This window comes from Sciscionella sediminilitoris, assembly GCF_000737195.2.
Classification (GTDB): Bacteria; Actinomycetota; Actinomycetes; order Mycobacteriales; family Pseudonocardiaceae; genus Sciscionella; species Sciscionella sediminilitoris.
In genome coordinates, this window is sequence record NZ_JALM01000043.1 from 54,512 (window position 1) to 67,947 (window position 13,436).

Sequence of the window (13,436 nt, forward strand, 5' to 3'; positions counted from 1 at the left end):
CAAATGGCGAGTAACAAGCCGTCTTCCGTGAAGAGTTAAGCAGAAGGCACTGCGTCGACCGTAGTTGGGCGGTACATTGCCTTGGCGGTGGTTACGCTCCGCTGACGTAATGATGGACCCGATCGGTCGGGAGGCTGGATCGAGTGAGAGGTCGAATCCCTCGGCGGCAGCCGAACGGGCGATACCGACCGGTTGCAGGGGAACGGGCCGAGTGCTTACCGGTTTGTCCGTTACTCGGGGTGAATTGTACGCTCGGTAGTCAATCTGTGGCCATGCGCTGCTCAAGCACTCGGACGGGCAATGATGTGACGTGTTCGTAACCTGGAGACCGTTACGCAAAGTCACAATTGGAGCTACGGTCTCTCCGGTACAACCATGCTCGGCACAAGGCGGCTCGTGCGCCGACCCGACGCCAGCGAGTCCCTTTTGGAGGAAGATGAGATGCGGTTGAGGTCGAAGGTTTCGGTCCTCGTGCTGCCTGTCGTGTCCGCGCTCGTGCTTGCCGGGTGCGGTGGTGGCGGGGGGAGCTCCTCGGGGGACGGGGTGATCTCGCTGCTGGGGAACGACCCGCAGAACCCCCTGATCCCCACGAACACCCAGGAGACCGAGGGCGGCAAGATCGTCGATGCCATGTGGTCGGGTTTGTTGAAGTACAACCCGGACACGGGTAAGGCCGAGAATGAGATGGCTACTTCGATCACGCCGAGTGAGAAGAACACCGTCTTCGACATCAAGTTCAAGAAGGGGTGGAAGTTCCAGGACGGGACCGAGGTGAAGGCGGACAACTTCATCAACGCCTGGAACTACGGCGCCTATGCCCCGAACGGGCAGAACAACGCGGACTTCTTCTCCGACATCAAGGGATACAGCGACGTTCACCCGGAGGATGAGAAGGCGAAGCCGACCGCGGACAAGATGTCGGGTCTGCAGAAGGTGAACGACTACGAGTTCAAGGTGACGCTGAGCTCGCCGAACATCACCTTCAAGCAGAAGCTCGGGTACACGGCCTTCTACCCGATGCCGGACTCCTTCTTCAAGGCGCCGGACAAGAACAAGTGGGCCAAGGACAAGCCGATCGGCAACGGGCCCTACAGCTTCGTCGAGTACAAGCCCTCGGTGGAGACCAAGCTGAAGCGGTTCGACCAGTTCAGTGGTCCGGACAAGCCGCAGCCCAAGGAAATCGACTTCAAGGTCTACCAGAACCAGGACGCGGCCTACCGTGATCTGCAGGCGGGCAACCTGGACTTCATGGAGGTCGTGCCGCCGTCCGCGCTGGCCGGGAACAAGTACAAGACCGACCTCGACGGCCGGGTGCTCAACGGCCCGCTGATGACCGACGAGGCCATCGCCATTCCCGAGTACCTGAAGGAGCCGGCGTTCAAGAACCCGGACTTCCGGCACGGTATCTCGATGGCGATCAACCGTGCGGAGATCAGCAAGCAGATCTTCAACGGTTCGCGTGAGCCCATCGACGGCTGGCTGCCCACGAGCGTTCCCGGCGTGCAGAAGGGTGCCTGCGGGGAGTTCTGCCAGTACAACCCGCAGAAGGCCAAGGAACTGATTCAGAAGGTCGGCTTCAAGGGCACGATCCCGATCCTGTCCAACGCCGATGCCGGGCACAAGGAGTGGATCGAGGCGGTGGCGAACTCGATCAACAAGACGCTCGAGGGAACCGGGGTCAAGGCCCAGTTCTCGCCGGTGCCGACCTTCCAGGTGCTGCGCCAGCAGGAAGCGGGCAAGCAGCTCGCCGGATGGACCCGTTCGGGCTGGAACTTCGACTTCCCGTCCCCGGACAGCCAGCTCGCCGCGCTGTACAAGACCGGTGGTAGCACGAACATCACCGACTACTCCAACCCGAAGTTCGACCAGTTGCTCGAGCAGGCGCGTGAAGCGGCTACCGATGACGAGGCGAACAAGGACTACGCCGAGGCCGAGAAGATGCTCGCCGCGGATATGCCGCAGATTCCGCTGTGGAGCGAGACCGGGACCGCTGCCTATTCCGACAAGATCAAGTCGGTGAAGGAAAACAAGATGAAGCGGGTCGCGGACGTTACCTCGATCGTGCTGAACAACAACAAATCCTGAGTCGATTCGGGTGGGAGCCGCGGGGAGCTCCCACCCGAATCTTAATCAAGCTTTACTACTGGTTTTATTCTTGATGTTCTAATCTTCACTCGAAGAGTTCGGGTTTTTTACACAGGAATCGAACGAAGGGGTAGGACATGCGATCGCTGCGCAAGGGTGCGTTGCTCGCTCTTCCGCTCACCGCCGCACTCGTGCTCGCCGGCTGCGGCGGCGGTGGCGGCGGCTCGGCGGCCTCCGGTGACGGGGTCATCTCGATCCGAGGGGGTGACCCACAGAATCCCCTGATTCCCACCAATACCCAGGAAACCGAGGGCGGCATGGTGGTCGATGCCCTCTGGTCGGGGCTGGTGCAGTACGACCCGGACAGCATGGCTCCGGAGAACGAGATGGCCACCTCGATCACGCCGAGCGAGAAGAACACCGTCTTCGACATCAAGTTCCAAAAGGGCTGGAAGTTCCACGACGGCACCGAGGTGAAGGCGGACAACTTCATCAACGCCTGGAACTACGGCGCCTACTCTCCGAACGGGCAGAACAACTCGGACTTCTTCTCCGACATCAAGGGATACAGCGACGTTCACCCGGAGGACGAGAAAGCCAAGCCGGCCACCGACAAGATGTCGGGTCTGCAGAAGGTGAACGATTACGAGTTCAAGGTGACGCTGAGCGCGCCGAACATCTCGTTCAAGACCAAGCTGGGGTACACCGCGTTCTATCCGATGCCGGATTCCTTCTTCAAGGCGCCGGACAAGAACAAATGGGCGAAGAACCCGGTCGGCAACGGCCCGTTCAAGTTCAAGTCCTATCAGCCCGCTGTCGACACGAAGATCGTGCGGAACGACAACTATCAGGGCAAGGACAAGGCTCAGATCAAGGAAGTCGACTTCAAGATCTACCAGAACCTGGATGCGGCCTACCGGGACCTGCAGTCGGGGAACCTGGACTTCATGGAGGCGGTACCGCCGTCCGCACTGGCCGGGGACAAGTACAAGAAGGACCTCGATGGCCGGGTGCTCAACAACGATCTGACCACCTCGACGAACGTCGCGATCCCGGAGTACCTGGACGAGCCGGCGTTCAAGAACCCGGACTTCCGGCATGCCCTCTCCATGGCGATCGACCGGGAGCAGATCAGCAAGCAGATTTTCAACGGCTCCCGTAAGCCCATGGACGGCTGGGTTCCGTCGGCGGTGCCGGGCGCGGCCAAGAACGCCTGCGGTGAGTTCTGCCAGTACAACCCGCAGAAGGCCAAGGAGCTCATTCAGAAGGTCGGCTTCAAGGGCACGATCCCGATCCAGTCGAACGCCGATGCCGGGCACAAGGAGTGGATCGAGGCGGTGGCGAACTCGATCAACAAGACGCTCGAGGGAACCGGGGTCAAGGCCCAGTTCTCGCCGGTGCCGACCTTCCAGGTGCTGCGCCAGCAGGAGCAGTCCTTCAAGCTCTCCGGTCTCGTACGGTCCGGGTGGAACTTCGATTACCCGTCCCAGGACAACATTCTGCTCGCGCTGTACAAGACCGACGGCAGCACGAACATCACCAAGTACTCCAACCCGAAGTTCGACGCGGCGATGCAGGCAGGGCTCGAAGCGCCGACCGACCAGGAGGCGAACCAGAAGTTCTCCGAAGCCGAGAAACTACTCGTGAACGACATGCCACAGATTCCACTGTGGACCGAAACGGGGACAGCCGGGTACTCGGACAAGATCGCTTCGGTGAAGCTGAGCAAGCTCAAGCGGCTTCCCGTGCTCACCACGATCAAGCCCAAGAGTTCCTGACGGGAAATTGAGGGGTCACAGGATGCGCGTATCGCGCAAGGGGGTCTTGCCCGCAATACCACTCGCCGCCGCACTGGTGCTCGCCGGTTGCGGCGGCGGGGCGGGCAAGGCGGAGGACGGAACCGTCACGCTGTACGGGAACGATCCGCAGAATCCGCTGATTCCGAGCAATACCCAGGAATCCGAGGGCGGCAAGATCGTCGATGCCATGTGGTCGGGTTTGTTGAAGTACAACCCGGACACGGGTAAGGCCGAGAATGAGATGGCTACTTCGATCACGCCGAGTGAGAAGAACACCGTCTTCGACATCAAGTTCAAGAAGGGGTGGAAGTTCCAGGACGGGACCGAGGTGAAGGCGGACAACTTCATCAACGCCTGGAACTACGCCGCCTACGCCCCCAATGCGCAAAACGATGCCGCGTTCTTCTCCGACATCAAGGGGTACAAGGACGTGCACCCCGCGGACGAGAAAGCCAAACCGGCCGCGGACAAGATGTCGGGTCTGCAGAAGGTGAACGACTACGAGTTCAAGGTGACCCTGAGCTCGCCGAACATCACCTTCAAGCAGAAGCTCGGCTATAACGCGTTCTATCCGATGCCCGACCAGTTCTTCGCCGCGAAGGACAAGGATCAGTGGGCGAAGAAACCGGTCGGCAACGGACCCTTCAAGTTCGTCGACTACCAGCCCTCGGTGCAGACCACGCTGCAGCGCTGGGACGGCTACACCGGCAAGGACAAGCCGACCGTCGACAAGGTCGAGTTCAAGGTCTACCAGAGCCAGGACGCGGCCTACCGCGATCTGGAGTCGGGGAACCTGGACTTCATGGAGATGGTCCCGCCCTCGGCGCTGGTCGAGAACAAGTACCAGAAGGACCTGGACGGACGGACCCTCGGCGGAACCGTGATGAGCGACCAGTTCCTCGCGATTCCGCAGTACCTCGATCCCGCCTGGCGCAATCCGGATCTGGTGCACGGCATCTCGATGGCGATCGACCGCGCGCAGATCACCGAGCAGATCTTCAACAATGCGCGTAAACCGATGGACGGTTTCGTGCCGGACAGCGTGCCCGGTTCGGCGCCGAACGCTTGCGGGCAGTACTGCGAATTCCACCCGCAGCAGGCCAAGGCGCTGGTCCAGCGCAGCGGGTACCGGGGCGTGATCCCGATCCAGTCCAATGCCGACGGCGGGCACAAGGAGTGGATCGAGGCCGTGGTGAACTCGGTGAACAAGGCGCTGCGGGGTTCTGGGGTGTCCCTGCGGTTCGACCCGGTGCCGACCTTCCAGGTGCTGCGCCAGCAACAGCAGTCCCACCAGCTCACCGGGATGACCCGGGGGACGTGGAACTACGACTTCCCCTCTCCGGACAGCGAGCTCGCCGCGCAGTACGAGACGGGCGGCAGCTCCAACTTCATCGGTTACTCGAATCCCGGCTTCGATGCCAAGCTCAAGCAGGCCAGAGCCGCCTCGACCGAGCAGGAGGCTGCCGCGGACTTCGAGGCCGCGGAAGGGATGCTCACCGCGAGCATGCCGCACATCCCGCTGTGGAGCGAGCAGGGGATCGCCGGATACTCCGACAAGATCAGGTCGGTGAAACTGAACAAGCTCAAGCGGGTAGCGGACCTGAGTTCGATCAGGTTGGCCAAATGATCCATATTGGACTGTCCACAATGGATGAGAGCAAGAGGTAGAAGTATGCGATATCCACGCAATGCAGCGTTGCTCGCACTACCGATGGTGGCGGCGCTCGTGCTCGCCGGCTGCGGCGGAGGCGGGGCGGGCTCGGGTGATGACTCCGTCTCGTTCTACAACACCGAGCCGGAGAACCCGCTACTCCCGGGTGACACCAACGAGAACGGCGGCTCCAATGTCGTCGATTTGATGTGGACAGGGCTCTACAGCTACAACCCGGACACCGGGAAGCCCGTTCCGCAGATGGCCGACTCAGTCCAGAAGACCTCACCCACCACCTATGACATCAAGATCAAGAAGGGGTGGAAGTTCCACGACGGGACCGAGGTCAAGGCGAAGAACTTCGTGGACTCGTGGAACTACACCGCCTACGCGCCCAACGCCATGGTGGACGCCAACTATCTGCATGCCATCAAGGGCTACGAGGACGTGCACCCGGAGGACGAGAAGGCGAAGCCGAAGACGGACAAGATGTCCGGGCTCCAGGTCAAGGGCGACTACGAGTTCGCCGTGACCTTGTCCGCGCCGTTCTCCACGTTCGACAAGCAGCTCGGCTACGAAGCCTTCTTCCCGATGCCGGACCAGTTCTTCAAGGCGCCGGACAAGGAGAAGTGGGCGGATCATCCCATCGGGAACGGCCCGATGAAGTTCGTCGAGCGGCGGCCGAACACCTACATCAAGATGACCCGCAACGACGCCTACCAGGGCTCGAACAAGGTCAAGTTCAAGAACGTCGAGTCGCGCATCTACAGTACGGCTGAGGCCGGATACCAGGACCTGGTCTCCGGCAACCTCGACTTCGACGACACCCTGCCCCCGCTCGCGCTCGCGGACGGCAAGTACAAGCAGGACCTCAAGGGCCGTAACGCGCAGAAGAACTCGATGACCTTCGGTTACCTTGGGCTACCGCAATACGTCCCGCAGTATCGGGACCCGAATCTGCGCAAGGCGCTCTCCCTGGCCATCGACCGGGAACAGATCGCCAAGCAGATCTTCCACGGCACCCGCACTCCCGCCGACGGCTGGGTGCCGCCGGTGATGGACGGGGCGCAGCCCGGTGCCTGCGGCGAGCTGTGCAAGTACGATCCCGCCAAGGCCAAGGAATTCCTCGCGAAGTCCGGCTACAAGGGCGAGATCTCGATCTCCTCGAACGCCGATGGCGGCAACAAGGAGTGGATCGAGGCTGCGTGCGGCTCGATCACCAAGACGCTCGGACTCAAGTGCCGGCTGGACATGCAGACCAGCTTCGGCCAGTTCAACCAGGTTGTCCGGGCGAAGAAGAACCCGGGCGCGTTCCGTGGCACCTGGGTCGCCGATTACCCGACGGTGGAGAACTTCCTCACCCAGCTGTACGGGACCGGTGGTTCGGCGAACAAGTTCGATTACTCGAACCCGGCATTCGACAAGAAATTGGCCGAGGCGGCCGCCGCGCCCGATTCGGACACCGGAAACAAGCTCTACAGCGATGCCGAGAAGATGTTGAAGAACGATATGCCGGTGATCCCGCTGTTCTTCTACAACGTCCCCTACGGCTGGTCGGACAAATTGTCGAAGGGTTCTTTCAGCTTGTTCAACAAGCCGTACGTACCCGGTTTCGAGCCGGCCAAGCACTGAGGTCACAATAGGCCACCAAGCCGACGGTGCCGCCGTCCCCGGAAGCCCGGATCGGGGCCGGTGGCGGCGGCACCGCCTCGACAAAACCCCGAGGAGAGGATAGATGGGCCGTTACATCATTCGACGGCTACTACAGCTCATACCGGTGTTCTTCGGAACGACACTGCTGATTTACGTGCTCGTCTGGCTCGTACCGGGTGATCCGTTCGCCGGTAAATGTGGTGATCGTGCTTGTCCGCCGGCGTACATCGAGCAGATGACGCACAAGTACAACCTCGATCAGAACATCTTCGTCCAGTATTTCCTCTATCTCGGGAAGCTGTTCCAGGGCGATTTCGGGCAGACCTACAGCGGTGTCGACATCAGCACGCTCATCGGCCAGGCGTACCCGATCACGCTGCGGCTGGCGATCATCGCGCTGATCTTCGAAGGGGTCATCGGGCTGGCCGCCGGCATCATCACCGGCCTCGGGCGCAAGCGCTTCGTGGACAACCTGGTCATGATCTCGACCCTGGTGCTGATCTCGCTTCCGGTGTTCGTCACCGGCTTCATCATCCAGGTCGTGTTCGGAATGGACCTCGGCTGGATGTCGGTCACCGTCTCCTCGGACGCGCCGTGGGGTGAGCTGATCGCGCCGGGCTTCGTGCTCGCCAGCCTCTCCATGGCCTATGTGGCAAGGCTGACCAGAACCTCGATCAAGGAGAACAAGCGCGCGGACTACGTGCGCACCGCCATAGCGAAGGGGCAACCGCAGAAACGGGTCATCGGGATCCATCTGTTACGCAACTCCGCGATCCCGGTGATGACCTTCCTCGGCCAGGACCTCGGCGCTCTCATGGGTGGCGCGATCGTCACCGAGGGGGTCTTCAACATCAAGGGGATCGGTGGTCTCGTCAAACAGGGCATCGAAACCAAGGAGAGCATGCAGGTCGTCGGCCTGGTGACGATCCTGGTGCTGGTGTTCCTGGTGATGAACCTGATCGTCGACCTGCTCTACGCCGTTCTCGACCCAAGGATTCGCTATGACTAGTGGAGACGCCACCCTCGCTCCCGGGGTATCGGACCGGGCCGAGAAATCGCGCAGTCTCGGTGCGGACGCATGGCGGGAACTGCGCACGAACCCGCTGTTCCTCATCTCCTGCGTGATCATCCTGATCATCGTGGTGATGATGGCCTTCCCCGGCCTGTTCACCTCCGTCGATCCGAACATCGGGGACCTGTCCAAGGCGCGCCAGTCACCGGGCGGGGACGCCTGGTTCGGCTACGACACCCAGGGCAGGGACATCTTCGCCAGGGTCATCTACGGTGCCCGTGCCTCGATGCTGGTCGGTATCGGCGCCACGGTCGTCCAGGTGGTCGTCGGCGTGCTGCTCGGCGTGCTCGGCGGGTTCTTCGGCCGCTGGGTCGACGTGATCGTCTCCCGGATCGGGGACATCTTCTTCGGCCTTCCGTTCATGCTCGGTGCGATCGTCGTGCTCACCACGCTGAACCCGCCGCAGTCCAGCCCCGGCCAGGTGGCGATCATCCTGCAGGTGGTGCTGTCCATCGCGGTGCTGTCCTGGCCGATCTCGATGCGGCTGATGCGCTCGGCCACGCTGACCGCCAAGCAGCAGGACTACGTGAAGGCGGCGCGTTCGCTCGGCGCGAGCACGCCCCGGATCATCTTCCGGCACCTGCTGCCGAACTCGATCGCGCCGGTGATGGTGTACGCGACGATCGCGCTCGGGGCGAACATCGGTGCCGAGGCGACCCTGTCCTACCTCGGCGTCGGTCTGCGCCCGCCGGTCGTATCCTGGGGCGTAATGGTTTCGGACGCGGCCACCTACTTCGAGACCTCGCCGCACATGTTGCTCATCCCCGCGGGATTCGTGACGTTCACCGTGCTCGGCTTCGTGATGCTCGGGGACGCGGTGCGCGACGCGATGGACCCGAAGAGCCGCTAGGAGACACGGTGACCGACATTCAGCAAGGCGGCGACACCGCCACGACCATGACCGAGGACGGACAGGGCCAACCGGCCCTCGAGGTCTCCGATCTGCACGTCGAGTTCCGCACCAGGGACGGCGTGGCCACCGTGCTCAACGGCGTCTCGTACCACGTGGACCCGGGGGAGACGCTCGCCGTGCTCGGCGAGTCCGGCTCCGGTAAGAGCGTCACCGCGCAGACGGTGATGGGCATCCTTGATTCCCCGCCCGGATTCGTCACCAGTGGCGAAATCCGGTACCGGGGCGAGAATCTGCTCACCGCCACCGAGAACCGCAGGGTCGCGGTGCGCGGCGAGGAGATCGCGATGATCTTCCAGGACTCGCTCTCCGCGCTCAACCCGGTGTTCACCGTCGGGTTCCAGATCGAGGAGCAGTTCCGCATCCGGCGCGGGATGTCGCGCAAGGACGCGCGCAAGCGGGCTGTGGAACTGCTCGACATGGTCAAGATCCCGAACCCGCAGAGCCGGGTGACCCAGTACCCGCACGAGTTCTCCGGCGGGATGCGCCAGCGGGCGATGATCGCGATGTCGCTCGCGCTCGATCCCGAGGTGCTCATCGCCGACGAGCCGACCACGGCCCTGGATGTCACCGTGCAGGCGCAGATCATGGACCTGCTCGGGGAACTGCAGCGGGAACGGAACATGGCGCTCATCCTGATCACCCACGACCTCGGGGTGGTCGCGGATGTCGCCGACCGGATCGCGGTGATGTACGCGGGCCGGATCGTGGAGTCCGGGGATGTCTACTCGCTCTACCGCAATCCGGCCCATCCGTACACCCTGGCGCTGCTCGAGTCGATCCCGCGCCTGGATGTGCGGGGGCAGGAGCTCAACACGATCAAGGGCCTGCCGCCGAACCTCATGCGGATCCCGGAAGGCTGCCCGTTCAACCCGCGCTGCACCCGTGCCGAGGACCGCTGCCGCACCGAGATGCCCGAACTGCACCAGCTCGGCGAGGGCCGGGCCAGCCGCTGCCACTTCGCATCGGAGCTGATCAACAATGGCTGAACCCATTCTCCAGGTCACCGATCTCGTCAAGCACTTCCCGGTGCGCCAGGGTGTGCTGTTCAAGCACATCGTCGGCCAGGTCAAGGCGGTCGACGGGGTGTCGTTCGACCTGAACGAGGGGGAGACGCTCGGGGTCGTCGGCGAGTCCGGTTGCGGAAAGTCCACCCTCGCGCAGGTGTTGATGCGGCTCGAGGAACCAACATCGGGCAGCGCGATCTTCCAGGGCAAGGACATGTTCTCGTTGCGCGGCAAGGACTTCAAGGCGCTGCGCCGGGACATGCAGATCATCCTGCAGGATCCGTACACCTCGCTGAACCCGCGCATGACCGTCGGCGACATCGTCGGGGAACCGTTCGAGATCCACCCCGAGGTCGCGCCGAAGGGCAGCAGGGAGCAGAAGGTACGGGAACTGCTCGACGTCGTCGGGCTCTCCCCGGAGCACCTGAACCGGTACCCGCACCAGTTCTCCGGCGGTCAGCGTCAGCGCATCGGGATCGCCAGGGCGCTCGCGCTGCGCCCGAAGGTGATCATCTGCGACGAGCCGGTCTCCGCGCTCGACGTGTCCATCCAGGCCCAGGTGATGAACCTGCTGGGGGACCTGCAGAAGGAATTCGGGCTCTCCTACGTGTTCATCGCGCACGACCTGTCCGTGGTGCGCCACCTGTGCGACCGGGTCGCGGTCATGTACCTCGGCAAGATCGCCGAGATCGGTACCGAGGACCAGATCTACGAACACCCGACGCATCCGTACACCCAGGCGCTGCTGTCCGCGGTTCCGGTGCCCGATCCGACGCTGCGCGGGCACCGCGAGGTCATCCGGCTGACCGGGGATGTGCCCTCGCCGATGGATCCGCCGTCCGGCTGCCGGTTCCGCACCCGCTGCTGGAAGGCACAGGACATCTGCGCGCAGGAGACTCCGGAGCTCAAGGTCCGGGCCAGCGGGCACCTCTCGGCCTGCCATTTCGCCGAGGAGAAGCCCGAGGTCGTCGCGGGCTGAGCGCACGTCCGGCAACCGTGGCCGGGCGGCGGATCACACCGGTTCGCCGACCCGGACCTCGGTGTCCGCCTGCCTGCGCCGCGCCGCGATCCGGCGCCCGAGTTCCACGAAGCCGCACAGCAGCAGCGCGAGACCGTAGGCCAGCAGCAGGCCCTTGAGCGGGTCATCGGCGAACTGCGAGCCGCCGATGTAGCCGATCAGCACGCTGTAGGCGGCCCAGCCGCAGGCGCCGAGCGCGTCGAAGGCGAGGTACCGGCCGAACGGGTAGCGCATGCTTCCGGTCGCCATCCCGGTCGCGAACCGGCACCCGGGCAGATAGCGGCCCGCGATCACCAGCAGCGGGGTGTACTTGTTCGTCCGGGTGCGCACCCATTCGTAGCGGCGCCGGTTGCGTTCGGTGCGCTGCATCCTGCGCAGCAGCCCGGGACCCGCGCGGCGCCCGATCAGGTGGCTCGCGCAGTCCCCGGTGAGCGCCCCGCCCGCGGCGACCGCGAACAACAGCAGCAGCCGCGCCGGATCCGGGCCGATCAGCACCGCGACGGTCACCACGGTCGTCTCGCTCGGGGAAAGCGGGATCACCGCGTCCAGCGCGGCGATGCCGAACACCAGCAGCCACAACCAGGGCTGGTCCAGGTTCTCGCGCAGCACCATCGTCAGGGTGTCCAGCAGCTCAAACATCGGCGCACACCGCCTCGTACGCGGCCGCGGCCAGCGCGCGCCGCTCGCCGTGGTGCGGAGCCTCGGGGCGGACCCGAACCCGCATGGTCAGCTCACCGGCCCGCAGCACCCGCGCGACCGAACGCACCAGGCTGTCCTCGCCGATATAGGCCGGGAGGGTGCTCGGTTCCCCGCGCTGCAGATAGTCGATGCGCACCGGGCGCACCGGCGCGCCGGCCTCGATCGCGGCCTGGAAAGCGGCTCGCCGGAAGGTTCCGCCCGGTGCCCGGCACCAGGTGGTCGCCGCCGGGAACACCAGGACCGACCGGCCCGCCCGCAGGGTCGCGGCCAGCCTGGCCACGGCGTCCGGGAGCGAGCGGATCGACCAGCGATCGATGAACACCGTGCCCGCCCTTGCCGCCTGTTCACCGATCACCGGCCATTGCGCGATCTCGGCCTTGGCCAGCTGACAGGTCTGCTCGATCGCGAGCAGTCCGGGAATGTCCAGCCAGGAGATGTGATTGGCCACCACGAGGGTTCCGGTTTCCGCGGGCACGCTCAGCCGGGCGGCGTTCGTGTCCACGGTGACCTCGAGGGCCTCGAGCAGCGCGGCGGCCCGGGTGCCGACCGGACCGGTTCCGGTGAGCGCGGCCGCGGCCCCGCGCAACCGGCGCGCGGCGGTCAGCCTGCCGGTCTTCGGCGCGCGATGCGCCACGCAACCGGTGTCGCACGGCGAGCTGACCTGATAAGGGCCCGGCACCGCGGCCCGCGGCGTCGCGAGAGGGGTACGCAGCATGTTCACGTCGCCACGATCACAGTTCCCGAAGTGTCCCGGCGTCCGGGAACGCCCTGAATGAGCCCGGATACCCGACCCTGATCGACCATGCCCGTGAGTCAACCCGAGCACCGATTTCATGCGCATTGCCCCAGCCACGAGAACTCGGGGTATGGCTAGCTCTACCGCGGGTCCGGCGCCGTTCTGGCTACGCTGCAGCACGTGCCCGTCAACACCGCGCTCGAGGCCGTGGCCCAGCGCCCGCTGCAGTTCCTCGGCTCCTCGTGGCCGTGGCGCGCGGTGTTGTACGTGCTCGGCGCGGTCCCGCTCGGTATCGGCACCGTGCTGGCCCTGCTCACCGCGATGGACCGGACCACGGAGTACAAGCCGCTGTTCTACGGCCTTGCCGCGCTGCTGGTGCTGCTCTCCTGTCTGTTCGGCGGCCGTGCCGAGCGGCTGCGTACCCGCGTGGTGGATCGGGTGCCCCTGCCCCGGCCCGATCGGCTGGGGCTGCGCGAACTCGGGTACCTGGCGGCGTCCGCGCTCGCGTTGTACGTGATCGATGTGCTGCTCGGGCTCCTGCTGCTGGGGATTCCCTTGCTGTGCCTGTTCATGCCGTGGCAGCCGGACCTGTTGCTCGCGATGCGCATCCTCGGGCTCCCGGTCGGGCTTTTCCTGCTGCCGCTCGCCGCGTACGCGCTCACCGCGTGGGTCGGCGCGCGGGCCGCGATGACCCGCGCCATCCTCGCGCCCGGCGAGGCGGAGCTGGGCGAGGTGCTGCGCTCCCGGGCCCGGCTGGTGGATGTGTTCGAGGCACAGGCCCGCCGTATCGAGCGCGATCTGCACGA

Annotated in this window: 10 protein-coding genes and 1 pseudogene; 9 read left to right on the forward strand and 2 right to left on the reverse strand. The window is 64.4% G+C overall.

Features of this window, described 5'->3' with window-relative positions:
* The first annotated feature begins 441 nt into the window (after positions 1-441).
* From AD72_RS19370 to AD72_RS19405, 8 genes are all read left to right on the forward strand, one after another.
* A complete protein-coding gene (locus tag AD72_RS19370; protein ID WP_031467940.1) occupies positions 442-2,085 on the forward strand; it encodes a peptide ABC transporter substrate-binding protein in 1,644 nt (547 codons plus the stop codon).
* Positions 2,086-2,222: 137 nt separating this feature from the next.
* Positions 2,223-3,863, forward strand: a complete 1,641-nt coding sequence (locus AD72_RS19375; protein WP_031467941.1) for a peptide ABC transporter substrate-binding protein — start codon at positions 2,223-2,225, stop codon at positions 3,861-3,863.
* A 46-nt stretch (positions 3,864-3,909) separates the two neighbouring features.
* On the forward strand, positions 3,910-5,511 hold the full coding sequence (locus AD72_RS19380; RefSeq protein ID WP_051898782.1) for a peptide ABC transporter substrate-binding protein: 1,602 nt from the start codon (positions 3,910-3,912) through the stop codon (positions 5,509-5,511).
* A 45-nt stretch (positions 5,512-5,556) separates the two neighbouring features.
* Positions 5,557-7,167, forward strand: a complete 1,611-nt coding sequence (locus tag AD72_RS19385) for a peptide ABC transporter substrate-binding protein (protein ID WP_037346466.1) — start codon at positions 5,557-5,559, stop codon at positions 7,165-7,167.
* 103 nt (positions 7,168-7,270) lie between these two features.
* Positions 7,271-8,197: an ABC transporter permease gene (locus tag AD72_RS19390; RefSeq protein ID WP_031467944.1), complete on the forward strand. Its 927-nt coding sequence runs from the start codon at positions 7,271-7,273 to the stop codon at positions 8,195-8,197.
* Positions 8,190-9,110: an ABC transporter permease gene (locus AD72_RS19395; protein WP_031467945.1), complete on the forward strand. Its 921-nt coding sequence runs from the start codon at positions 8,190-8,192 to the stop codon at positions 9,108-9,110. The genes AD72_RS19390 and AD72_RS19395 overlap by 8 nt, the downstream gene beginning before the upstream one ends.
* Before the next feature lie 47 nt (positions 9,111-9,157).
* Positions 9,158-10,159, forward strand: coding sequence for an ABC transporter ATP-binding protein (locus AD72_RS19400; RefSeq protein WP_031467946.1), 1,002 nt, complete (start codon positions 9,158-9,160; stop codon positions 10,157-10,159).
* Positions 10,152-11,156 (forward strand): ABC transporter ATP-binding protein, encoded by a 1,005-nt coding sequence (locus AD72_RS19405; RefSeq protein ID WP_031467947.1) that lies wholly within the window; start codon positions 10,152-10,154, stop codon positions 11,154-11,156. Before AD72_RS19400 ends, AD72_RS19405 begins: the two co-directional genes overlap by 8 nt.
* Positions 11,157-11,189: 33 nt before the next feature.
* Here the strand turns inward: AD72_RS19405 and AD72_RS19410 are convergent, their stop codons facing one another.
* Positions 11,190-11,834 carry a DedA family protein gene (locus AD72_RS19410; RefSeq protein WP_031467948.1) on the reverse strand — a complete coding sequence of 215 codons (645 nt, stop codon included), beginning with the start codon at positions 11,832-11,834 and terminating at the stop codon, positions 11,190-11,192.
* Entirely contained in the window at positions 11,827-12,609 is a 783-nt protein-coding gene (locus AD72_RS19415) for a lysophospholipid acyltransferase family protein (protein ID WP_197285018.1), read from the reverse strand. The genes AD72_RS19410 and AD72_RS19415 overlap by 8 nt, the downstream gene beginning before the upstream one ends.
* 201 nt (positions 12,610-12,810) lie before the next feature.
* Between AD72_RS19415 and AD72_RS19420 the strand changes: the two are divergent.
* Positions 12,811-13,436, forward strand: a pseudogene (locus tag AD72_RS19420) (hypothetical protein); the annotation flags it as partial.